The organism is Paractinoplanes aksuensis (assembly GCF_024137025.1).
GTDB lineage: Bacteria > Actinomycetota > Actinomycetes > Mycobacteriales > Micromonosporaceae > Actinoplanes > Actinoplanes aksuensis.
On the sequence record NZ_JAMYJR010000026.1, the window covers coordinates 147,681 to 169,596 of the forward strand.

At 69.6% G+C, this 21,916-nt stretch carries 22 protein-coding genes; 15 read left to right on the top strand and 7 right to left on the bottom strand.

What is annotated here, in order from left to right; genetic code table 11:
* The first annotated feature begins 52 nt into the window (after window positions 1-52).
* Entirely contained in the window at window positions 53-1,045 is a 993-nt protein-coding gene (locus tag M1L60_RS23155) for a Dyp-type peroxidase (RefSeq protein WP_253239571.1), read from the top strand.
* Here M1L60_RS23155 and M1L60_RS23160 read toward each other — a convergent pair.
* The 4 genes from M1L60_RS23160 to M1L60_RS23175 form a co-directional block, all read right to left on the bottom strand.
* Complete coding sequence (locus M1L60_RS23160; protein ID WP_253239572.1) at window positions 1,001-1,627, bottom strand: HAD-IA family hydrolase; 627 nt, start codon at window positions 1,625-1,627, stop codon at window positions 1,001-1,003. The two genes, M1L60_RS23155 and M1L60_RS23160, sit on opposite strands and share 45 nt — an antisense overlap.
* Before the next feature lie 116 nt (window positions 1,628-1,743).
* Window positions 1,744-2,379: a flagellar biosynthesis protein FlhF gene (locus M1L60_RS23165; RefSeq protein WP_253239573.1), complete on the bottom strand. Its 636-nt coding sequence runs from the start codon at window positions 2,377-2,379 to the stop codon at window positions 1,744-1,746.
* A gap of 51 nt (window positions 2,380-2,430) precedes the next feature.
* Window positions 2,431-3,099, bottom strand: a complete 669-nt coding sequence (locus M1L60_RS23170) for a DedA family protein (RefSeq protein WP_253239574.1) — start codon at window positions 3,097-3,099, stop codon at window positions 2,431-2,433.
* Window positions 3,100-3,122: 23 nt separating this feature from the next.
* On the bottom strand, window positions 3,123-3,470 hold the full coding sequence (locus M1L60_RS23175) for a DNA polymerase ligase N-terminal domain-containing protein (RefSeq protein ID WP_253239575.1): 348 nt from the start codon (window positions 3,468-3,470) through the stop codon (window positions 3,123-3,125).
* A 34-nt stretch (window positions 3,471-3,504) separates the two neighbouring features.
* Between M1L60_RS23175 and M1L60_RS23180 the strand changes: the two genes are divergently transcribed.
* From M1L60_RS23180 to M1L60_RS23190, 3 genes are all read left to right on the top strand, one after another.
* Complete coding sequence (locus M1L60_RS23180) at window positions 3,505-4,695, top strand: MFS transporter (RefSeq protein ID WP_253239576.1); 1,191 nt, start codon at window positions 3,505-3,507, stop codon at window positions 4,693-4,695.
* 26 nt (window positions 4,696-4,721) lie between these two features.
* On the top strand, window positions 4,722-6,308 hold the full coding sequence (locus M1L60_RS23185; protein WP_253239577.1) for a glycoside hydrolase domain-containing protein: 1,587 nt from the start codon (window positions 4,722-4,724) through the stop codon (window positions 6,306-6,308).
* A gap of 181 nt (window positions 6,309-6,489) precedes the next feature.
* On the top strand, window positions 6,490-7,440 hold the full coding sequence (locus tag M1L60_RS23190; protein WP_253239578.1) for a DUF433 domain-containing protein: 951 nt from the start codon (window positions 6,490-6,492) through the stop codon (window positions 7,438-7,440).
* Between the two features lie 129 nt (window positions 7,441-7,569).
* On the opposite strand, the gene M1L60_RS23195 is transcribed toward M1L60_RS23190, so the two are convergent.
* On the bottom strand, window positions 7,570-8,379 hold the full coding sequence (locus M1L60_RS23195) for an RNA polymerase sigma factor SigF (protein WP_438862147.1): 810 nt from the start codon (window positions 8,377-8,379) through the stop codon (window positions 7,570-7,572).
* 339 nt (window positions 8,380-8,718) lie between these two features.
* Between M1L60_RS23195 and M1L60_RS23200 the strand changes: the two genes are divergently transcribed.
* The 3 genes from M1L60_RS23200 to M1L60_RS23210 are packed head-to-tail and all read left to right on the top strand — an operon-like array spanning window position 8,719 to window position 10,700.
* Window positions 8,719-9,132, top strand: coding sequence for an ATP-binding protein (locus M1L60_RS23200; RefSeq protein ID WP_253239579.1), 414 nt, complete (start codon window positions 8,719-8,721; stop codon window positions 9,130-9,132).
* Window positions 9,133-9,161: 29 nt separating this feature from the next.
* Window positions 9,162-9,464 carry an STAS domain-containing protein gene (locus tag M1L60_RS23205; protein WP_253239580.1) on the top strand — a complete coding sequence of 101 codons (303 nt, stop codon included), beginning with the start codon at window positions 9,162-9,164 and terminating at the stop codon, window positions 9,462-9,464.
* Window positions 9,465-9,473: 9 nt separating this feature from the next.
* Window positions 9,474-10,700: an SLC13 family permease gene (locus M1L60_RS23210; protein ID WP_253239581.1), complete on the top strand. Its 1,227-nt coding sequence runs from the start codon at window positions 9,474-9,476 to the stop codon at window positions 10,698-10,700.
* A 144-nt stretch (window positions 10,701-10,844) separates the two neighbouring features.
* Here the strand turns inward: M1L60_RS23210 and M1L60_RS23215 are convergent, their stop codons facing one another.
* A complete protein-coding gene (locus M1L60_RS23215) occupies window positions 10,845-11,738 on the bottom strand; it encodes a dioxygenase family protein (RefSeq protein WP_253239582.1) in 894 nt (297 codons plus the stop codon).
* A 164-nt stretch (window positions 11,739-11,902) separates the two neighbouring features.
* Between M1L60_RS23215 and M1L60_RS23220 the strand changes: the two genes are divergently transcribed.
* The 8 genes from M1L60_RS23220 to M1L60_RS23255 all read left to right on the top strand — a co-directional run bounded on the left by M1L60_RS23220 (window position 11,903) and on the right by M1L60_RS23255 (window position 20,319).
* Complete coding sequence (locus tag M1L60_RS23220) at window positions 11,903-13,084, top strand: ROK family transcriptional regulator (RefSeq protein WP_253239583.1); 1,182 nt, start codon at window positions 11,903-11,905, stop codon at window positions 13,082-13,084.
* Window positions 13,081-13,890, top strand: a complete 810-nt coding sequence (locus M1L60_RS23225) for an ABC transporter permease (RefSeq protein ID WP_253239584.1) — start codon at window positions 13,081-13,083, stop codon at window positions 13,888-13,890. Before M1L60_RS23220 ends, M1L60_RS23225 begins: the two co-directional genes overlap by 4 nt.
* Window positions 13,887-14,648: an ABC transporter ATP-binding protein gene (locus M1L60_RS23230; RefSeq protein ID WP_253239585.1), complete on the top strand. Its 762-nt coding sequence runs from the start codon at window positions 13,887-13,889 to the stop codon at window positions 14,646-14,648. The genes M1L60_RS23225 and M1L60_RS23230 overlap by 4 nt, the downstream gene beginning before the upstream one ends.
* Complete coding sequence (locus M1L60_RS23235; RefSeq protein ID WP_253239586.1) at window positions 14,645-15,631, top strand: aliphatic sulfonate ABC transporter substrate-binding protein; 987 nt, start codon at window positions 14,645-14,647, stop codon at window positions 15,629-15,631. Before M1L60_RS23230 ends, M1L60_RS23235 begins: the two co-directional genes overlap by 4 nt.
* On the top strand, window positions 15,628-17,094 hold the full coding sequence (locus M1L60_RS23240) for a sulfatase family protein (RefSeq protein WP_308208526.1): 1,467 nt from the start codon (window positions 15,628-15,630) through the stop codon (window positions 17,092-17,094). Before M1L60_RS23235 ends, M1L60_RS23240 begins: the two co-directional genes overlap by 4 nt.
* The gene (locus tag M1L60_RS23245; protein ID WP_253239588.1) at window positions 17,091-18,500 is read left to right on the top strand and encodes a sulfatase family protein; all 1,410 of its coding nucleotides are present in this window, start codon (window positions 17,091-17,093) and stop codon (window positions 18,498-18,500) included. Before M1L60_RS23240 ends, M1L60_RS23245 begins: the two co-directional genes overlap by 4 nt.
* Window positions 18,497-19,405 carry a formylglycine-generating enzyme family protein gene (locus M1L60_RS23250; RefSeq protein ID WP_253239589.1) on the top strand — a complete coding sequence of 303 codons (909 nt, stop codon included), beginning with the start codon at window positions 18,497-18,499 and terminating at the stop codon, window positions 19,403-19,405. The genes M1L60_RS23245 and M1L60_RS23250 overlap by 4 nt, the downstream gene beginning before the upstream one ends.
* A gap of 71 nt (window positions 19,406-19,476) precedes the next feature.
* On the top strand, window positions 19,477-20,319 hold the full coding sequence (locus tag M1L60_RS23255) for a hypothetical protein (RefSeq protein WP_253239590.1): 843 nt from the start codon (window positions 19,477-19,479) through the stop codon (window positions 20,317-20,319).
* Here M1L60_RS23255 and M1L60_RS23260 read toward each other — a convergent pair.
* On the bottom strand, window positions 20,316-21,878 hold the full coding sequence (locus M1L60_RS23260) for a cation:proton antiporter (RefSeq protein WP_253239591.1): 1,563 nt from the start codon (window positions 21,876-21,878) through the stop codon (window positions 20,316-20,318). The two genes, M1L60_RS23255 and M1L60_RS23260, sit on opposite strands and share 4 nt — an antisense overlap.
* Window positions 21,879-21,916 lie beyond the last annotated feature (38 nt).

A 21,916-nucleotide genomic window follows, 5' to 3' on the forward strand; every position in this document is an offset into this window, starting at 1 on the left:
CGCCGATCACTCCACGGTCCGCGAGCGGGGCCCGGCCCATAAACTCCGGTTCATGACCGCGCCCCGCTCCGTCGGCCCGACCGTCGCCTCGCAGGCCGTGCTGGCCCCGCTCACCGACGCCGCGATCTTCCTCGTGGCCACCGTCCGCCCCGGCGGCGAACAGGCCGTGCGCGACCTGCTCGAAGACCTGAGCGGGCTGCAGCGTACGGTCGGTTTCCGGCTGCCCGCGGCCCAGCTCTCCTGCGTCACCGGCATCGGCTCCGACCTGTGGGACAGGCTCTTCGCCGGCCCCCGCCCGGCCGAGCTGCACCGCTTCCGGGCCTGGAAGGGTCCGAAGCACAGCGCGCCGTCGACGCCGGGCGACCTGCTCTTCCACATCCGGGCCGGGCAGATGGACGTCTGTTTCGAGCTGGCCGCCAAGATCGGCGAGCGGCTGCGCGGCGCGGGCGACATCGTGGACGAGACGCACGGCTTCAAATACTTCGACGAGCGCGACCTGCTCGGCTTCGTCGACGGCACCGAGAACCCGAGCGGGGCCAAGGCGATGGCCGCGGTCGTGATCGGCGACGAGGACGAGGCCTTCTCCGGCGGCAGCTACGTCATGGTGCAGAAGTACATCCACGACCTCGAGGCCTGGAACGCCCTCAAGGTCGAGGACCAGGAGGCCGCGATCGGGCGCCGCAAGCTCGACAACGTCGAGATCCCCGACGAGGACAAGGCGCCCAACTCGCACGTCAAGCTCAACGTGATCGAGGACGAGGACGGCAACGAGTTCAAGATCCTGCGGGACAACATGCCGTTCGGCTCGGTCAAGGAGGGCGAGTTCGGCACGTACTACATCGCCTACGCGGCCACTCCCGACGTGCCCGAGCTGATGCTGCGCCGCATGTTCCTCGGCGAGCCCTACGGCACGTACGACCGCATCCTCGACTTCTCGACCGCGCTCACCGGGTCGTTGTTCTACGTGCCGACCGTCGACTTCCTCGACGACCTGCCGCCCTCAGCCCAGCAACCGGGCCAGGTCGGCCAGGGTGTCGAGCCTTAGGTCGCCGTCGAGGCCGCGCAGGGCGGCCGTGTGCGCGCCCGCGGCCCGGCCCGCGGCCAGGCCGACCTCGGCGTCCTCGATCACCAGGCAGTCGGCCGGGTCGACGCCGAGCTGTTCGGCCGCGCGCAGGTAGCCCTCGGGGTCGGGCTTGCCGGCCGCGATGTCGTCGGTCGTCACCAGCACCGGCGCGGTGATGCCGGCCGCGGCCAGGCGGGCCTTGGCCAGCCGGCTGTCGGCGCTGGTGACCACGGCCCAGGGCAGGCCGCGCAGGGTGAGCTGCACGAGCAGCTCGTGGGCGCCCGGGGTGGCCGTGATGTCGGAGAGATCGTCGTACTGCAGCTCGAGCTGGCGGGCCGAGGCCACCACCATGGCCGCCTCGTCGAGGTGGGGCAGCAGCTTGCGGACGGTGGTCGCGCTGGGGCTGCCGTGAGCCATCTCGTACGCCTGCTCGCCGTCAACGCCGTACTCGGCGGCCCAGGCCAGCCAGGAGCGCAGTACGGCCCCGTCCGAGTCGACCAGGGTGCCGTCCATGTCGAACAGCACCGCCCGCACCTGGCTGACGTCGAATTGCTCCTCGGGCACCTGAAACCTCCACCGATCGCGCATAGTCCCGGCGATCATTGTCCCTGGTAGTACGCGACGGAAGGCGTACGGGTAGCCCACGGCCGGATCGGCGCGCGGGCTGCCCGCGTACGAAATTATTGAGTGCGCTTGCGGGGGACGCCGCGCCGAGCGGTCGTGGCCGGCGCCGGCGTTTCGGCCACCGCGGCCGTCTTGCGCGGAGCACGCGTGCGCGGCGTCGCGGCCGCCGACGAGGCGGCGTTCGCGGCAGTCCGGCGAGCGGCCGTGGCCCGGGCGGTGTTCGAGGTGGCCGGGGGAGCGGTCTCGGCAGGAACCGCAGCGGCGCTCTCGGCGGGCACCGGCGGAATCACGGCCGGCAGCGCGGGGCTGACCGGCGCGACGGCCGGAGCCTCGGACCCGGCGGCCGACGCCCGGTCCCTTTCCTTCTCGCGCCGGATCAGGTCGGCGAGCAGGCTTTTGCCGTACTTGTCCTCGAGCGCGGATGCCTTGTCGTGCGCCTTGCTCGCCTTGGTCACGGCCTTCTTGTGGGCCTTGGTCAGCCTGTCCTTGTCGCGGGCCTGAGTCTTGAGCGCCCGCTTGAGCCGCCTCGCCTCGGCCTCGGCGTTGCGCAGGGCCTGCTTCTGCTGCGCGGTCAGGTCGGCGTTGGTGCGCAGCCTGTTCTCGAGTTCGGTGACGGTCGTCCTCGTCCGCTCCACGGCGGTGTGCGCGGCCGCGGTCTGCTCCCGGCGGCGGTCGAGCTGTTTGCTGGTCACGGCTTCTCCTTCCCTCTCGATGGCCCTACCCCAGCCGCGGGCGGGCAACCGTCAGGAGGGTGTGTCCTGCGCCGCGGCGGGATCGGCCTTGCGCGCGCGACGGCGGCGGATGTGCCGCACGTGCAGCGCCACGTAACCCGCCACGGCCAGCACGACGGCCGTGATGGCCCACCACTTGTATCGGTGGGCGTGCTCGATGATCTCGACGAGATGGGTGCCGAGCAGGTACGCGATGGTCGTCCAGAAGCCTACCCAGAGGGCGGCGCCGATGGCGTTGTAGAGCAGGAACGTGCGCCACGGCATAGCGGTGATGCCCGCGATCACACCGTTGAACTGGCGCAGCCCGTCGATGAACCGGGCCACCAGCACCACCCGGCCGCCGCGGCGCGCGAAGAAGCCCTCGGCCCGGGCCAGCCGCTCGGGGGTCAGGAACACGTATTTGCCCCAGCGCAGGGCCAGCTTGCGACCGCCCCGGACGCCGATCCAGTAGCCGATGTTGTCGCCCACCACGGCCGCGACGAACGAGATGGCGGCCACCGCGACGATGTTCATCCGGCCGGCGCCCGCGTAGATGGCCGCGGCCACCATGATCGTCTGACCGGGAGCGGGCACCCCGAAGCTCTCGACGCCGATCACGCCCGCGATGGCGTAGTAGCCCCAGCGATCGAGAATCGGGGCCACGCCGTGCAGGAATCCGGGAAGGTCGGCTACAGGTGGCATCGCGTCAACGGTAGCCCCAGGCACTAATCAGGTTGCTCTTTGGTGCGGTGCAGGAGCCAGTTGACCCCGTCTGTGTGGATCAGGGCGTACCGGTGTGACCCCTCCCGCCCGTGCAGGGTGAAAACGAACCGCTTGTCGTTGCGGTCCTCTTCCTGCCACCAGCCGATGTCCGCGATCGACTTGTCCGCGTCGGTGTAGGTGAGGTGGTCGAGATCGTGGTCGGGCACGGCCACGGCCAGCCGGTTACGGGCCGGGTCGGTCGGCAACCCGCGCGGTACGGCCCACGACCGCAGCACGCCGTCCGCCTCGAGCCGCAGGTCGAAGTGCGGCCGTGGCTTGCGGTGGTCATGCAGCACGAAGGCAGGCTCCACCCCGCCGACGCTACCCTTCTGCCAGAGTGTCCCGATGGCATCGCGCTCGGCACTCGCGCTCACCGCTCTGGCCGTCGGCACGTTCGCGTTGGGCATGACCGAATTCGTCATCACCGGCCTGCTGCCGCCGATCGCCGGCGATCTGTCGGTCTCGATCCCCACGGCCGGCCTGCTTATCTCCGGTTATGCCCTGAGCGTGGTGATCGGCGGCCCGTTGCTGACCGCCGCCGTGGCCCGCCGGCCCCGGAAACCCGTACTGATCGGCCTGCTCGGATTCTTCGTGGCCGGCAACCTGATCTCGGCCGTCGCCCCGAACTTCGCCGCGATGATGACCGGCCGGGTCGTCGCCGCGCTGTGCCACGGCGCGTTCATCGGCATCGCCACCATCGCCGCGGCCGACCTCGTCCGCCCCGACCGTCGTAGCAGCGCCATCGCCGCCATGCTCAGCGGCATCACCATCGCCAGCGTGGCCGGCGTGCCGCTGGGCACCCTGCTCGGGCAGCAGGCGGGCTGGCGGGCCACGTTCTGGGCGATGGCCCTGCTCGGTGTGCTGGCCGCCCTGGCCACGGCCGCCTTCGTGCCGGTGACGGCGGCCGGCGACGCGGCCCGGGCCAACTGGGCCGCCTTTCGCAATCCCGTGGTCTGGCTCGCGCTGGGCATGACCGCGCTCGCGTTCGGCGCCGTCTACGCCCCCTTCACGTACGTGGCGCCGCTGATGACCGACGTGGCCGGGTTCGGGGCGGGCGCGCTGCCCTGGCTGCTCGTACTGTTCGGCCTCGGCCTGGTGCTGGGCAACGTGATCGGCGCCCGGGCGGCCGACCGTCATCTCATGCCGACGATCGTCGTGGCCGCCACGATCATGCTGATCATCCTGGTCGCGTTCGCCTGGACCGCGCACTCACGGGGGCCGGCCGCGGTCACGCTCTTCGTGCTGGGCGTGGCCGCGTACGCCACGGTGCCCGGCCTGACGACCCGGGTGATCGCCGCGGCCGACGGTGACAACCTCATCGTCTCGGCCGCCGCCGTCTCCGCCTTCAACCTCGGCAACGCGGCCGGCGCCTACCTGGGCGGCCGGGCCATCGCCGCCGGTTGGGGGTACGACTCGACGCCGCTGGTCGGCGCGGGCATGGAACTGGGCGCGCTGGTGCTGGCGGCGGCCCTGCTCCTAGTGGGTCGGATGTCTACCCGGACGGGTGACAAGGGCCGTTCGGCCGAGGTGTTCTAGGCCGCGGCTTGCTTGGCTCGGCAGTCATGTCCGTCCTGACCCCCGCCCGGCGCAAGATTGCTGTCGGGACGCTGATCACCGCCGTGGTCGTGGCCGCGTCCTCGTTCGCGCTGAAACGGGCCGATGCCGCCGCCTGGACGACCGTGCAGCCTGGCGCGTTCACCGGTGAGGCTTTCGATGCCTGCACCGCGCCGACCAGCGCGGCCATGAAAGCCTGGCGGGCCAAATCGCCGTACAAAGCAATTGGCATTTACATCGGCGGCGTCAACCGGGGATGTGCTCAGCCGCAGTTGAGCGCGGCCTGGGTCAAGCAGCAGGTGCAGGCCGGCTGGAAGCTGCTGCCGCTCTACGTCGGGCCGCAGGCGACCTGCACGACCATCGGTGGCGGCCGCAAACTGATCGACAACGCGCACGCCGAGACCCAGGGCCGGGTCACCGCGTCCGACGCTGTCGCCCAGGCCACCAGGCTCGGGCTGGCCCGCGAGAGCGTGCTGATCTACGACATGGAGTCGTACCGGACCGACGATGCCGCCTGCCGCAAGGGTGTGCTGGCGTTCATGAACGGCTGGACGGCCCGGCTGCACGACAACGGCTACTTCTCGGGCTTCTACTCCAGCGTCTCGTCCGGCGTGGCCCACCAGGTCGCGAACTACTCGGTCCCCGGCTACACGCGGCCCGACTACCTCGACTTCGCCCGCTGGGACCTGGTCTCCACGGTCACCGACAAGGCCATCCCGGCCACGGTCTGGCCCGGAAAGCGCCGCATGAAACAGTGGCGCGGCGGCCACAAAGAGACGTACGGCGGCGTCACGATCAACATCGACAACGACTACGTCGACTTCGCGCCGCTCCCCAAGACCAAGGCAGCCGACTTCAACGGCAACGGCTGGTCCGACGTGCTGGGCCGCTCGCCGACGGGGGCGCTGTCGGTCTTCCACGGCAACGGCTCTTTGATCGACAACAACCAGCGCCGCACCCTGGCCGCCGACTTCCGCGCCATGAACGCCGTAGTCCGCATCGGCGACCTCAACCGCGACGGCCGCGAGGACGTGGTCGCTCGCCAGACCAACGGCGACCTGTGGTTCTACCCCGGCACCGGAACCGGCCTGGGCCCGCGCAAACGGCTCACTCAGGGCTGGCAGAACATGCGCGAGATAACCCCGGTCGGCGACCTTACCGGCGACGGCCGCCCCGACCTGCTGGCCCTCTCGAAGGGCAACAACCTTTTCCTGTACGCCGGTCAGCCCGGCCCGAAACTGTCCGGCCAGAAACTGGTCGGCAGCGGCTGGTCCGGCCGCACCGAACTGGCCGGCGCCGGCGACTTCAACCGCGACAGCGTGCCCGACCTGGCCGCCCGCGACACCGACGGAAAGCTCTACCTGTGGCTGGGCCGCCGGAACGGCTTCACCGGCACCAAGGTAGCCCTGAACATGCCGGCCACCGACCTGCGCGACCTCACCGGCCTCGGCGACTTCGACCGCGACGGCTACCCCGACCTGGCCGCAGTCCAGAAATCCACCGGCAACCTGGTCCTACTGGCCGGCACGGGAACCTCGGTCCGCCCCCCGTTCCGCCTGGCCACCGGCTACGCCGAAGTCACGCCGTTGGCTTGACCCCGCACTTAGCACACGACAACTAGCTTCGTGCTTTCATAAAGGGCGTCGAAGTGAAACTCTGACGGTCATGGCCTGCGAACCGCGCATCGTGTCCGCCCTGTCCAGTGCTACGCGGGGCCAGTTGGCCTGTTGGCGTCGTCAGGGTCTGCTCGTTCCGGAGGTTTCGGCGACCAGGCCGGTGGCCTACTCGTTCCGCGATCTGGTCGCCCTGCGCACTTTCGTCTACCTGCGAGAGGCGTGTCCGTTGCCGAGCATCCGGCGAGCCCTGGACAGGCTGAGCGTGACCGGTCACCTTTCGCAATATCGACTGGTCGATCGAGGCCGCCGAAGGATCGCCCTGGTCCACAACGCCGGAGACGGCCCGGGCCGTGCGCAAGTCGGCCCAGTTGACCTCGTCGAACAGCCCGGTCAACAGATCACGGTGATCAAGTTTGGCGACGTTTTGCGCTCATTCTCGCTCGGCGACGTCGAGATCCCCGACCTCGTCCGTCCGCGACAGCGAATCTCGGTGGACCCGTCCGTGCGACATGGCTGTCCGGTGGTCGCGGGAACTCGCGTCGACTTTGACCTGGTCGCCGGTCTGGTCCGCGATGGTGTGCCGCCGAAGGCGGTGAAGGAGTACTACCCAGGCGTCACCGCCGCTGCGGCCCGTGATGCGGCGTCGTTCGCCGACTACGTCGATCTAGGGCGTGCCGCACAGCAACCTGACGCGCTTCGCCCAGCCCTTGTCCGATCGGCCTCGCCACGTGCCGTGTGTCGGGTTCTCGCCCACATGTCGCGCCGCGAACTGGGCCGGTTCAGGCGTGATGCTCGCGGGTCGCGGGTCGCGGGTCGCGGGTCGCGGGTCGCGCGTCGCGCCCGCGGTTCGGTCTCCGCTCGGCTCCAGCTCGAGAATGCTGGGCGTTCGAAGTGCCTGTGGATAGGCGCGCGTGTGGGCGCAACCGTTGCCGGTCACCTGTGGACGACTCACGTCGGCGGCTGGCCAAAAATGCAAGAATCCCCCGTCCCTTGGGAGGGCGGGGGAGGCGGTGGCACCCCGGCGAGATCATCGGTTGTGAAGGCCGAGCGCGAGCTTCAGGCCGAGATCGACTGCTGCGGACTTGATGCGCCTCCCAAGGCATCACGCTGAGGGCGGTCAACATCGGCGGGGTACGGGTCTTCGAGCAGGTCGGGCCGGTGGACGAGGGACGCGATCGGGGGCGGAAAACACTCGTGGCCGGCCCGAACCGGGCCGGCCACGAAGAATGTGGTGTTTGTTTTACAGGGTGTCGGCGGCGAGCTGGCCGCGCAGCTTGGTCAGGGCCTTGGTCAGCAGGCGCGAGACGTGCATCTGGCTGATGCCGATCTGGTCGGCGATCTGCGACTGGGTCAGGTTGCCGTAGAAGCGCAGCGTCAGGATCTTCTGCTCGCGCTCGTCCAGCGTGGCCAACGCGGGGCCCAGGGCGACCCGGGTCTCGGCCAGTTCGTACTCGTAGTCCTCGCCGCCGAGGGTGTCGCCCAGCTCGGTGGTGCCGTCGGCGCTGATCGGGGTCGACAGCGACGTCGCGTTGTAGGCGCGGGCGCCCTCGAGGCCTTCCAGCACGTCTTCCTCGGTGACGCCCAGGTGGGTGGCCACGTCGGCGACTGTCGGGGAGCGGCCCAGGCTGTGCGTGAGCGTCGCGTTGGCCTCGGTGATGGCCAGCCGCAGCTCCTGCAGGCGGCGCGGCACCCGCACCGACCAGGTGCGGTCGCGGAAGTGGCGCTTGATCTCGCCGATGATGGTCGGGATCGCGTAGCCCGCGAAGTCGACGCCGCGCTCGGGGTCGAACTTGTCGACGGCCTTGATGAGGCCGACGGTCGCGGTCTGGATGAGGTCGTCGGTGGGCTCGCCGCGGCCGGAGTAGCGGTGGGCAAGGTGGCGGGCCAGCGGCAGCCAGGCTTCGATCGCGCGGTCGCGGAGCGAGGCTCGCGACGGGTGACCGGCGGGCATCGCGGCCATCGCGTTCAGCAGTTCGGCGGCGCTGTCGACCGGCGCCTTGGCGGCGGCGGGGACGGCGTCAACGCTCGTGGTGGTCTCGGTGACGGTCATGTCGGTGGTCCTCCCTGGCACCTGTCCGGAGAGCCGGCTCCGCTTCGAGAAGCGGGGCCCGGGTCGGTCGGGTGTCCCTATCTAACTGGTCGACGGCGGTCGATGTGATCACCGCCGGCCAAGCGCACTAGGCCGTTCGGATATGACCAACCTAGCCGACAAGGCCAAGGAAGACTAGCCGAAAGTATGAGTTACTTTGCGTGATAGCAAATATACGCAGCGGATCTTGATGAAGATCGAGAACCCTGGATCGCCTGTTGAAGGGATTAGTCCGTACGGTGATAGCAGTGACCCGCACGGGCCAGTGTCAAACCAGTCGGACCCGGAAAGATGAACACCATGTCTGCATTGCAATCCTCGGCTCCTCACCCCGCGGCCGCCGAGCTGCACTGCTGGACGCTCGGCACCTTCGGCGAGCTGCGCAGTCTGCGGGCGGCGCTGCGCGAGGCGATCGAGGACCACACCGACGAGGTCGACGACCTGTTCGACCGGATGGCCGTGGTCGCCACCGAGCTGGCCACCAACGCGCTGCGGCACGGGCTGCCGCCGACCGAAGTGCGGCTGCTGCGCGAGGACGACCACTTGATCCTGGACGTGGCGGATCACGATCTGGGAACGCTCCCAGCCGTCGACGAGGGTCGCCCGCTGGGCGCCGGCGGGCTCGGGCTGCAGCTCACGAAGACGTTCGCGATCGACGTCGGCTGGTACCGGACGGGCACGACCAAGCATGTCTGGGCCAGCTTCCCGGGCTGAATCCGCGTGGTGCTGGTAGAAAGTTCCCCGTGGTGGACTCCTACCGGATCGACGAAGGCCAGGCGGCGACGGTTCTGCGGCCTACCGGCGAGCTGGACATCAACGCTCGCGACGAGCTGCACGCGACCATCGTCGAAGCGCTCAGCACTTCCCCGCGGGTCGTCGTCGACCTGACCGACGTCACCTTCATCGACTCCGAGGCCCTGGGCGCGCTGATCGACGGCTACAACGCCGCCCTCGCCTCCGGCACCGGCTTCCGGGTGATCAACGCGGCGTCGGCGGTGGCCCGCGTGCTCAACGTCTCAGGTGCACAGGAGCTGTTCGACTCGTAGCCTGCGGCGGTGCCCCTGATCATCTCGGCGGTTCTGCTGGCTGTCGTGCTGGCCTTCGCCGTCGTCCGGCCTCGTGGCCTGCCCGAGGCCGTCGCCGCCGTGCCCGCGGCCGGTCTGGTGATCGCGTTCGGGCTCGTGTCGTGGGACGACGCCTGGGCCGAGTTCCGTGAGCTCGGCCCGACGGTCGGCTTCCTGGCCGCCGTACTGGTGCTGGCCCACCTCGCGGGCGAGCACGGCGTTTTCCGGTACGCGGGGACGATCGCGGCCCGCCGCGGCGGCGATCACCCGCCCCGGCTGCTCGCCGCCGTCTTCGTGGCCGCGGCCCTCACCACGGCGTTCCTGAGCCTGGACGCGACCGTCGTGCTGCTCACCCCGGTCGTGCTGGCCACCGCGACCCGGGTCGGCGCGAGGGCCCGTCCGCCCGCGTTCGCCGCCGCCCACCTGGCCAACTCGGCGTCGCTGCTGCTGCCCGTCTCTAACCTGACCAACCTGCTCGCGTTCGCGGCCAGCGGGCTCACCTTCCTCGGCTTCACCGCGCTGATGATCCTGCCCTGGCTGGCCGTGATCGCCGTCGAGTACCTGGTCTTCCGCCTCTATTTCGCCGGTGACCTGCGGGCCCGCGAGGAGCCCCGCCCCGAGCCCGGCAACGGTCCGGCCCCGCGGTACGCGCTGATCGTGCTGGCCGTGACGCTGGTCGGCTTCGCCGCTTCGCACTCGTTCGGCGTACACCCGGCCTGGATCGCCGTGGCCGGCGCGCTCTTCCTCGCTGTGCCCCGCCGGGTGCCGGTGACCACGCTGATCCGCGAGACCAATCCCGCCTTCTGCGCGTTCGTGCTGGCCCTGGGCATCGTGGTGCTCGCCGTGCAGCAGCACGGCCTCGAGGACCTGCTGCACGCGATCACGCCCGATCACGCCGACCTGCTGGGTCTGCTCGCGGTCGCCTTCCTGGCCGCGGGCCTGGCCAACGTGCTCAACAACCTGCCCGCGACGCTCGTGATGCTGCCGGTCGTGGAGTCGAAGCCGGCCCTGCTGCTGGCCATGCTGATCGGGGTGAACGTCGGCCCGAATCTGACCTATGTGGGCTCGCTGGCCACGCTGCTGTGGCGGCAGATTCTGCACACGCACGACGCGGCGCCGGATCCGCGCGACTTCTTGCGGCTGGGGGTGCTGACCGTGCCCCCGGCCCTGGTCGCGGGCGTGCTCGCACTGTGGCTGAGCCTGAAGGTGGGCGGTTAGGGGCGCACCCTCGCCGCCGCGCCGGTATCGGTCCGGGGAACGGCCGAGGTGATCCGGTGGGGGATTCGGCGGCGGGGTGCGTCCGACGAAGTCAGTCTTGTCGATGTAACTGTTACAGGCAAGTAAAACCGGTTACGGAACCGTTTACGAGGGCGGGCGGCCGCCGCCGCTGGGCTGGGTGGTCGTGTCGATCTTCACGGTCAGCGTCACCGCGAACCCCTTGGTGACGTCGCCGGAGACCGCGCCCATCTGCAGGGCCGCCTCGTCGTCGCCGAACACGTTGTCGGACGACAGGCTGAGCTGGCTCAGGTTGCTCACCGAGGACGAATAGCCGGTCGTCGCGTACACCTTGTCGCTGGCGTCCTTGGGCAGGGCGACCTGGGAGGTGGCGATGGCCTTGGCCGAGTCGGTGATGTCGGCCTGGCTCGGGTAGACCTCGAAGTGGATGTGCGGCCACCGCCCGGTGTAGCAGGCGGGGAAGATGCTGGCGAACTTCACCTTGCCCGAATCATCGGCGATCTGGACGCCCCGCAGGTAGTTCTGGTCGGTGACGCCGTCGGTGTACATCGAGTACCGGCCTTCGCGGTCGCAGTGCCAGACGTAGACCGCGACGTCTTTGAACGGCGCATCGCTGTCGGCCATGTCGAGGATCGTCAGTTCGAGGGTCATGGGTACGCCCTGAGCCGTGCCACTGGCCGAGCCGAAGCTCGACCGGATGTCGCTGCGGACCACGCCGCTCTGCTCGAGGACGTCGGGCCCGTTCGAGCCGTCACCGGGGTACGGGCCGGCGGTCTCGTCCGGGATCTCGCCCGAGGCGGCCGGCGATGTCGAGGCGGCCGGGGTCGTCGCGCTGTCCGAGGTCGAGGTGCTGCTGCACGCCGCGAGCCCGAGCACGGCCGCGCCGAGGCCGAATCCCCGCAGCACGTGCCGCCGGCTGGCCAGCGTGCCCAGGTCGAACCCGAGGCCCTGGTCGACGACCTCCTCGTCGGGCCGGGGCAGGCGCCGTCCCTCGTACGTCGGTCTCGGATCCTTGGCCATCGCTCTCTCCCATCGTGTTTTGGCTACCGTAAGTCCGTTTCTTGTGGATTCCCTTTGACTTCGCTGTGACAGCCGGGTTACTGGGGAAGTTTTCCTACCGGTTTAGAAGAGATAATTCTGCCGGACTGTTGACGGAAAAATTCGGGCCCGCCTACGGTGGCCTCGTGTCCGGATCCGGAGGCGTACATGCGCTGGTCAGACGCGCTCATGAGGAGCGTGTGCTGGCGATCCTGCGTGAGCGCGGCGGGCTCAGCCGGGCTCAGATCGCGGCCCGTTCCGGGCTCTCGCGCACCACACTGTCGGAAATAACTTCGGAACTTCTCGCCCGCGGCGCGATCGTGGTCGTCAACACCGACGCCCGCGACCGGGCCGGCAGCGGCCGCCCGGCTGAGCTGCTGGCGCTCGACCCGCGATCGGGACAGTTCCTCGGCGTCGACATCGGCCACAACCGGGTGCGGGTCGCGGTGGCCGACGCCGCCCACGAGATCATCGCGAGCGGGGTCGAGGAGTACCGGCCGGCCCGCCCGTGGCCGCACCGGCTCGCGGCCGCGGTCGGCCTGGTCGACCGGATCGCCCGCGAGCAGGGCATCAACCTGGCCGCGCTGCAGGGCATCGGCGTGGGGGTGGCCGGTCCCGTTCCGGCCGGCGGCTCCCGGGCCGACGTGCTCGCCGCGTTCTCGGCCCGCTTCCCGGCGCCGGTGCTGGTCGACAACAACACCCGGTTCGCCGCGTTGGCCGAGGCCGGCCACCTGGGCCGGAACCGGCGCGCCGGCGAGACCGGCAACGACGCCGAGGCGGGCGACGTCCTCTACGTGCGGCTGGCCGACGGCGTCGGTGGCGGGCTGGTGGTGGCGGGCCGGCTGGTCTCCGGGGCGGGCGGGGTGGCCGGCGAGTTCGGTCACGTCAAAGTCGACCCGGCCGGGGGCGTCTGCCGTTGTGGCAAACGCGGCTGCCTCGAGACCGTGGCGGCGGTGCGTCCCGTCCTGGCCGCGGCTGGGGTCGACAACCTCGGTGAGCTCGCGGTCCGGCGACATGAGCCGCACGTACGGGCCGTGATCGACGATGTCGCCGAGGCGCTCGGCCGGGTGCTGGCCGACGCCGCGCTGATCCTCAACCCCGAAGTCGTCGTCATCGGCGGCCCGCTGCCGTTCGCCGTGCCCGAGATCGTCACCGGGGCCGCAGCCGTGATCAGGGCCGAGATGATCCCCGGCGAGGCGCACCCGCTGGTCCGGCCGGCCCAGCTCGGTGACGACGACGGCGCCCGCGGCGCGATCACCGCCTGCTTCCGGCAGTCGCCGCTGCTGACCGACTATCCCAACCCACGAGTCCCGGGGAGCCTGTCATGACCGTGGTCCAGGCGGACGCCGAGGTGACCACCGGCAGCCCGGCCCCGCCCGAGCGCCGTCATCGCGGCGTACCGAAAACGCTCTTGAATCTGCTCTCGGTCGTGCTCGGCGTCGGCGTCTGGTGGGGCTTCTCGCTGGGCGGGTTCGACATCCCGGCGCCGCCCGAAGTGCTGAAGCGCGGCGGCGAGCTGATCGCCGACGGCACCCTGGCCGACGACGTGCTGGCCAGCCTGGGCCGGGTGCTCGCGGGCTTCATGCTCGGGGTCGCGCTGGCCGTGCCGGTCGGCTTCCTGATGGGCTGGTACGGGGTCGTGCGCGGCCTGGTCGAGCCGTGGGTGCAGTTCTTCCGCACGATCCCGCCGCTGGCGATCATTCCGCTGGCCGTGGTGCTGATGGGCATCGGCGAGACCCCGAAGATCTTCGTCATCTTCCTGGCCTCGTTCCTGGCCTGCGTGATCGCCACCTTCCAGGGTGTCGTCGGGGTCGACAAGACGCTGATCAACGCGGCCCGGGTGCTCGGGGCCAAGGACGGCACGATCTTCGCGCGGGTCGTGGTGCCGGCGTCGACCCCGTTCATCCTGGTCGGCATGCGGGTCGGCCTCGGCTCGTCCTGGGCCACCCTGGTCGCGGCCGAGCTGATCGCGGCCCAGCAGGGGCTCGGCTATCGCATGCAGAGCGCGCAGCTCTACTACGACCTGCCCACGATCTTCGTGGGGCTGATCAGTATCGGCGTGCTCGGCCTGCTGATGGATCGCGTGTTGTTGTTCGCCGAGCGCCGTCTGACGAACTGGCAGGAACGCCGATGATCACCATCGACCGGGTCGGCAAGTCTTTCGCGATGAAGAACGACCGTTTTGTCGCGCTGGAAAACGTGTCGCTGGAGGTGGCCGAGAACGAGTTCGTGACCATCGTCGGCCCCAGCGGCTGCGGCAAGACGACGCTGATGAACATCCTGGCCGGCCTGGAGACCCCCGACGCGGGGCAGGCGCTGGTCCGGGGGGCGAGGATCACCGGCCCGGGGCCCGACCGCGGCGTGATCTTCCAGCAGTACGCCCTGTTCCCGTGGCTCACGGTCCGCAAGAACGTCGAGTTCGGACTGCGTACAGCCGGCGTGCCCAACCCCGAGCGGCGCGAGCGGGCCCAGCACTTCATCGACCTGGTCGGCCTGCACGACTTCGCCGACGCGCTGCCCCGCATGCTCTCCGGCGGCATGAAGCAGCGCTGCGCCATCGCCCGGGCCTACGCGGTGAACCCGTCGATCCTGCTCATGGACGAGCCCTTCGGCGCGGTCGACGCGCTGACCCGCGTACGCCTGCAGGAACAGCTTCTACAGACCTGGAGCCAGGAGAAACGCACCGTCGTCTTCATCACCCACGACGTCGACGAGGCGGTCTTCCTGGCCAACCGGGTGGTCGTGATGGCCGCCCGCCCGGGCCGGATCGTCGAGATCGTCGACGTCGACCTGCCCTATCCCCGCACCGAAGAGCTGCGGCTCAGCCCCGACTTCACGGCCCTGCGCAACCGCGTGTGGAGCGCCGTCTATCACCAGGAGCCTGTTGCATGAAACGCCTGCTCGCTCTGATCACCGCCGCCTCGTTGCTCGGCGTGGCCGCCTGCGGATCATCCGACGATTCTTCTTCCGGCCCGACCGAGAAGGTCAACTTCGGGTACATCGCCGACTACAACGGCACCAGCCTGCTCGCCGTGGCCGACGACCAGAAGCTCTGGGCCAAGCACGGTCTCGAGGTCAGCACCAAGGTCTTCACCAACGGGCCGCTGCAGATCACCGCCATCAACGCGGGCGACCTCGACTTCGGTTACATCGGGCCGGGCGCGGTCTGGCTGCCGGCCTCGGGCAAGGCCAAGATCGTCGCGCTGAACTCGCTGGGCAACGCCGACCGGGTGATCGCCCAGCCCGGCCTCACCGATCTTGCGCAGCTCAAGGGCAAGAAGGTCGGCGTACCCGAAGGCACCTCGGGCGACATGATCCTCACCCTGGCCCTGGAGAAGGCGGGCCTGTCGGCGACCGACATCGAGCGCGTGCCGATGGACCCGGCCACGATCGTCTCGGCCTTCGCCGCGGGTCAGATCGACGCCGCGGGCATCTGGTACCCGCTGCTCAACAACATCAAGCAGAAGAAGCCGGACCTGGTCGAGCTGGCCAAGAACGAGGACTTCTCGGCCACCGTCTCGTTCCCGACGGCGTTCGTGGCCGGTAACGAGGCAGTCGACCAGAAGGCCGGGACGGTCACCAAGGTGGTGCAGGTGCTGCGCGAGGCGATGGACTACCGCGCGGCCAACAGCGACAAGACTGTCGAGCTCACCGCCGCTCTGCTCAAGCAGCCGGTGGACGCGGTCAAGGCCGACGCCGGCAACAGCAAGATGCTCGACTCGAAGACGCTGGACGGGTACACGGCCGACGGAACGGTCGACAAGTGGCTGACCGGCATGGGCGACTACTTCGTCGGGGCCAAGAAGCTGACCGAGAACCCCGACCCGAAGACGTACTACCTGGGCGAGACGTTCACGGGCGCGGCCTCGAAGTGAACTTCCTCTTCCTCATGACCGACCAGCACCGGGTCGACTCGCTCGGGGCGTACGGCAACCCGCACGTGCGCACGCCGAACCTCGACCGCCTCGCGGCGTCGGGCACGCGGTTCGACCGGTGGTACACCCCGACCGCGATCTGCACCCCGGCCCGGGCCAGCCTGCTCACCGGGCAGGCCCCGTTCCGGCACAAGGTGCTGGCCAACCACGAGCGCAACGTCGGCTATCAGGAGGATCTGCCCGACGGCACGTTCACCTTCCCGGTCGCGCTGCGCGAGCAGGGCTACAACGTGGGCCTGATCGGCAAGTGGCACGCGGGCACGCTCAAGGCGCCGGCCGACTACGGGTTCGACGGGCCGCACCTGACGGGCTGGCACAACCCGGTCGAGCACGAGGATTACCAGGCCTACCTGAAAGATAACGACCTTCCGCCGTACGCCATCACGGATCACATCCGGGGCACGTTGCCCAACGGTGGCCCGGGAAACCTGCTGGCCGCGCGGCTGCAGCAGCCGGTCGAGGCGACGTTCGAGTACTACATGGCGACCCGCACGATCGAGATGCTGCGCAACTATGAAACCGACGGCAAGCCGTTCTATCTGGCCACCCATTTCTTCGGGCCGCACCTGCCGTACATCATTCCGGACGAGTACTTCGACCTGATCGATCCGGCCGTCGTCGAGCTGCCGAAGTCGATCGCCGAGACGTTCGAGGGCAAACCGCCGGTGCAGCGCAACTACAGCGAGCACTGGACCTTCGACACCATGCCGATCGAGGTCACCCGCAAGCTGATCGCCGTCTACTGGGGCTACGTGACGCTGATCGACGAGCAGGTCGGGCGGATCCTCGACGAGCTCGACCGGCTCGGCCTGACCGACCGGACCACGGTGTTCTTCACCTGCGACCACGGCGAGTTCACCGGCTCGCACCGCCTGCACGACAAGGGCCCGGCGATGTACGAGGACATCTACCGGACGCCCGGGATCATTCGCATCCCGGGCGAGGCGCCGCAGGTCCGGCGGGAGTTCGTCTCGCTGCTGGACAGCACGGCGACGATCCTCGACCTGGCCGGTCTCTCCACCGCGGACGCCGTCGATTCGCGAAGTCTCGTGCCGATCGTGCGCGGCGAGCACCCGGCGTGGCCGCCGGACATCGTGGCCGAGTTCCACGGGCACCACTTCCCGTACCCGCAGCGGATGCTCCGCGAGGACCGCTACAAGCTGGTCGTCAACCCGGACTCGACCAACGAGCTGTACGACCTCGAACGTGACCCGGACGAGCTGATCAACATCTACCGTCACCCGGAGATGGCCGACGTCGTCCGTCGCATGATGCGCCGCCTCTACACCCTGCTGGTCGAGCGGGACGACCGGTTCTACCACTGGATGACGTCCATGTACGACGTCGGCGCGATCGACCACGACCCGACGCTGAGCGGGCTCGACGAGGCGTCCTACCGATGAGCGGGCGCCGGCCGGACATCGTCATGATCCTGACCGACGACCATGCCGCCCACGCCATCTCGGCGTACGGCTCGAAGGTCAACACGACACCACGGATCGACGAGATCGCCCGGCTCGGCCGGCGCTTCGACAACTGCTTCGCCACCAACTCGCTGTGCTCGCCGTCGCGGGCCAGCATCCTGACCGGCACCTACAGCCACATCAACGGCGTCACCACGCTGGTCACACCGATCGACGCGGCCCAGCCGAGCTTCGTCAGCGCGTTGCGGGCGGCCGGCTACCGCACCGCGATGGTCGGCAAGTGGCACATGGGCGACGGGCCCGGGCACGACCCGCAGCACTTCGACTACTGGGACGTGCTGATCGGCCAGGGGGAGTACGTCGACCCGGTCTTTCTCAGCGAGTCGGGCCGGCGAGTTGTCGAGGGTTACACGACCGACATCATCACCGACCTCGCGCTCGACTGGATCTCCTCGTCGGACGCCCCGTATTGCGTGCTGATCTATCACAAGGCCCCGCATCGGCCCTGGGTCCCGTCGCCCGCCCATGAGCACTTGTTCACCGACCCGATCCCGCTACCGCCGACCTTCGACGACGACTACTCGACCCGGACCTCGTCAGCCCGGCGCGCCGCCATGCGGATCGCCGAGCACCTCACGCTGGAAGACCTCAAAGGGCCGCCGCCGGAGGGGCTCACGTACGAGGAAGAGGCGTTGTGGAAGTACCAGCGCTTCATGGAGGACTATCTGCGCTGCGTGGCATCAGTCGACGACAACGTCGGGCGGGTCACCGATTTCCTGCGGGCGCGCGGCACCTTCGACGACACCCTGCTGATGTACGCGTCGGATCAGGGCTTCTTCCTCGGCGATCACGGATGGTTCGACAAACGCTTCATGTACGAGGAATCGCTGCGCATGCCGCTCGTGCTGTCGTACCCCAGGCGGGTCGCCCCCGGTGTGGTCGACGAGATGGTGACCAATGTGGACTGGGCTCAGACCATCCTCGAGGCGACCGGGGTCGAAGCCCATCCACGCATGCAGGGCCGCAGTTTCTGGCCGCTTCTGACCGGAGATTCCTTTCAGCCGGCCGACGGCATCTACTACCGGTATTGGGAGCACGACGACGTTTTCCACAAGGCGCCCGCGCACTACGGCTACCGGACCGCGCGCTACAAGCTGATCTACTTCTACAACGACGGCCTCGACCTGCCCGGCACCGGGTGGGGGACCTATCCGCCCGAGTGGGAGCTCTACGACCTGCGCGAAGACCCGGCCGAACTGCACAACGTGTACGACGATCCGGCGTACGCGACCGTGCGGGCCGAGCTGACGGTCGCGATGTGGAACGAGCAGGCCCGCCTCGGGGACCAGCCGCACCCCAGCCAGCCCCGGCCGGTGACGCCGTGAACCACTGCTGCAGCCCGTCGGCGGGCCGTCCGCCCCGGCCCGCGGTCGAGATCGTGGGCCGCGGCCCACATCGGTTGCCCCAGGTCTCGGTGCCGGGGCAGACGTTCGCGATGGGCGATGCGTCCGGCGACGGTGTCCGCCCCGACGGGGAGCAGCCGGTGCATCCGGTGCGCCTGCCCGCGTACTCGATCGATGCGACCACCGTGACCGTGGCCGACTTCCGCGCTTTCGTGTCCGGCACCGGCTATCGGACCGAGGCCGAGGCATTCGGCTGGTCGGCCGTGTTCCACCTGGCCGTGGAGCCGTCGGCCGAGGTGATCGGGAGCATGGCCGGTACGCCGTGGTGGCTGGGCGTTTGCGGAGCGGACTGGGCCCACCCGTCGGGGCCGGGATCGGTTGCGCTCGACGACCACCCGGTGGTGCACGTCAGCTGGAACGACGCGCACGCCTACTGCGCGTGGGCCGGGCGGCGGCTGCCCACGGAAGCGGAATGGGAATGTGCTGCGCGCGGAGGGAAGCCGTCGCTGCGTTATCCGTGGGGGCATGATCTGCCGGCCGAGTGGGCCTGCAACATCTGGCAGGGCACGTTCCCGACGGTGAACACGGCCGAGGACGGGTGGGTGACGACGGCGCCGGCCCGGTCGTACGAACCCAACGACTACGGCCTGTATCAGCCGGTCGGCAACGTGTGGGAGTGGTGTGCCGACTGGTTCTCGCCGACTTATTACGCCGAGTCCCCACTGGACGATCCGAGCGGGCCGCCGGTGGGCGCGGCTCGGGTGATTCGCGGTGGTTCGTATCTGTGCCACGACTCGTACTGCAATCGGTATCGCAATGCCGCCCGCTCGTCCAACACCCCCGATTCGTCGACCGGCAACACCGGCTTCCGCACCGTCGCCCGGTAGCCGGGGTCGCGCCGGACAGCGCCGACAGGGAAGAATCCCATCGACAGTTGTCACGGGGGAAGGATTCACGAGTGAAGTCTGTTCTGGCGGTGCTTCTGGTGGCGGCGACCGTGGGCACAGCAGCCCCGGCCTACGCGGCCCCGGCAGCCAAAGAGCCGGTGACCATGACGTTCGAGCTGGTCACGCCGAGCGTCCAGTACGGCTACGGCGTCAAGGTGGCCGGCCGGGCCGCGGCCGGGCCGACCGGCAACGCCGGCAAGGTCGACATTCTCTTCAAGTCCATCGGCGCCGAGGAGTTCACCAAGCACAAGACGCTCAACGTCAAGGACGACGGCACGTTCACCGGCTGGGACACCGCCGGGTACACGACCGACGCCGGCTACCACTTCCCGGGCGCCTGGCAGCGCGGCACCTACCAGGCGGTCTACCGCGGCAACGCCGAACGCGAGGGGGCCACCGCGACGGCCGAGCTCGGGGTGTACGACTGGCGCCTGGTCGACGTCACCAGCCCGCGCGCATTGTGGTCGTGGGAGCACACCTGCCTGCCCGACGACGGCTCGGACAACTGCTACGCCTTCAGCCCCAAGATCACGGTCGACAATGGCCCGGTCAGCGTGCGGTACGAGCAGAACTGCTACCCCGAGGGGGCCGAGCGCTACATGAGCTTCGCCTTCCTCAAGAACAACAAGTCCACGGTCCGGCCGTCGCCCCGCGCCAACGAGGCGTTCCGGCTGCCGCAGTGGGTCGAGCGCCCGGCCGTCCAGGGCAGTGTCTACGGCGGCACGATCCTCACCGGCCTCAGCCTCACCGGCAACTTGTTCGTCCGCATCCCGTACGGCTGCTGGATCACGGTCGACATGACCCAGGCCCGCTACGAGAAGAACGTCTACGGCGAGCCCTTCCCGACCGCCTAGGTCGCAGGCGGCCCGGTATGCCGGGCCGCCTGGCTCAGGTCGATGTCCTCGATGAGCTCGCGGGCGATCTCCTCGCTCAGCTCGTGGTTGCGGACGGCCGTGGCCACCGCGAGCCGCTGCGCCTCGAACCCGGCGTCGACGTCGGTGGCCGGTTGGGCGGCGGCCGCGGCCGCGATCCGGGTTCCGCGCTCGCGTTCGGCCTCGGTCGCGGCCCGCTCCGCGTCCAGGTCGAAGTTCAGCCGGCGGGCCAGCCAGCCCACCGTCGTGCCCTGCAACAGCAGGGTGCCCAGGGTGACGAACAACGCGATGGCCTGGATCGCGGTACGGCCCGGGAACTCCTCGCCCGAGGCCGTGTGCTCGGGGATCGAGGCCGCCGCGGCCAGGGTGAGGATGCCGCGCATGCCGGTCCAGCCGACCAGCAGCCGCTCCTTGCGGGTCGGCGCGGGCAGCGGGTCCTGGCCGCGCCGCTGCCGGTGGCGTTCCTGCATCCGCTGCAGCCGGGAGCGGTAGTAGACGTCCTGCTCGGCGCGCCGCTGCACCTGCCGCTCGCGGACGGTCCAGCGGCCGAAGAGAAACTCCACCCCGACCAGCCGGATGACGACCGCGGCGACCAGCAGCACCCCGGCCGCGACCAGCGTGCGGCCCAGCCCCGGGTCGTCCGACTCGGCCAGTTCCTCCAGCACCCACTTCAACTGCAGGCCGATGTACGCGAAGACGAACGTCTCGAGCAGGAAGTCGATGACCGGCCAGACCTCGTTCTCGCGCAGCCGGGTGCGGTAGGCGCCCGGATACTGGTGCTTCGGGTCGAGCGTCAGGTTGATGCTCAGCGAGAACGCGGCCACGACCACGGCCAGGATGCCCGAGGCGTGTACCTCCTCGGCGGTCAGGAAGGCAGTGAACGGCACCAGCATCACCAGCGCCGTCTCGAGCGTCGGGTTGCCCAGCCGCTTGCGGATCCAGAGCGCGATCACGGCGTACAGCGCGCCGATGCCGACGCCGATCGACGCGTTCCGGAAGAACTCGCCGACCCCGCCCTGCCAGGTGGTGTGCTCGCCGTTGGCGGCGGCGATCGCGATGCTGAACAGGGTGAGCGCGGTCGCGTCGTTGACCAGGCTCTCGCCGGTGAGGATCGAGGTCGCCCGCTTGGGCAGCCCGATCTCGTCGCCGTGGGAGACGGTGGTGATCGTGTCGGGTGGCGCCAGCACGGCGCCGAGGACGAACGCCACGGTCAGCCCGAGCGAGGGCAGCAGCCACGACGAGAGAAAGCCCAGCGCGCCGGTGGTGATGACCACCAGCACGACCCCCAGCGTCCAGATCGAGCGAAGGTTGGCCCCGAAGTTCGAGAACGACGCCACCCGGGTCGCCGAATAGAGCAGTGGCGGGATGACGATGGCCAGGATCAGCTCGCTCTCGAGCTCGAGCCGCGGGACGCCCGGGATGAAGGACGCGGCCGCGGCCAGCACCACGATGATCATGCCGGGCTCGACGCCCCGCTTGCGCGCGAGAGCCGACACCGCGATGCCCACACCGATGATGAGCAGGATCTGAACACCGTTCACGAGATCACCCTAGTTCTGCCCGGGCGGAAGAACGGTAT

Bases quoted from the DNA above. Each gene is read 5' to 3' on its own strand.
- M1L60_RS23235 (WP_253239586.1), top strand. From the start codon at position 14,645: ATGAAACGCCTGCTCGCTCTGATCACCGCCGCCTCGTTGCTCGGCGTG.
- M1L60_RS23170 (WP_253239574.1), bottom strand. From the start codon at position 3,099: ATGCCACCTGTAGCCGACCTTCCCGGATTCCTGCACGGCGTGGCCCCG.
- M1L60_RS23245 (WP_253239588.1), top strand. From the start codon at position 17,091: ATGAGCGGGCGCCGGCCGGACATCGTCATGATCCTGACCGACGACCAT.
- M1L60_RS23230 (WP_253239585.1), top strand. From the start codon at position 13,887: ATGATCACCATCGACCGGGTCGGCAAGTCTTTCGCGATGAAGAACGAC.
- M1L60_RS23155 (WP_253239571.1), top strand. From the start codon at position 53: ATGACCGCGCCCCGCTCCGTCGGCCCGACCGTCGCCTCGCAGGCCGTG.
- M1L60_RS23200 (WP_253239579.1), top strand. From the start codon at position 8,719: ATGTCTGCATTGCAATCCTCGGCTCCTCACCCCGCGGCCGCCGAGCTG.
- M1L60_RS23225 (WP_253239584.1), top strand. From the start codon at position 13,081: ATGACCGTGGTCCAGGCGGACGCCGAGGTGACCACCGGCAGCCCGGCC.
- M1L60_RS23185 (WP_253239577.1), top strand. From the start codon at position 4,722: ATGTCCGTCCTGACCCCCGCCCGGCGCAAGATTGCTGTCGGGACGCTG.
- M1L60_RS23195 (WP_438862147.1), bottom strand. From the start codon at position 8,379: ATGACCGTCACCGAGACCACCACGAGCGTTGACGCCGTCCCCGCCGCC.
- M1L60_RS23215 (WP_253239582.1), bottom strand. From the start codon at position 11,738: ATGGCCAAGGATCCGAGACCGACGTACGAGGGACGGCGCCTGCCCCGG.
- M1L60_RS23180 (WP_253239576.1), top strand. From the start codon at position 3,505: ATGGCATCGCGCTCGGCACTCGCGCTCACCGCTCTGGCCGTCGGCACG.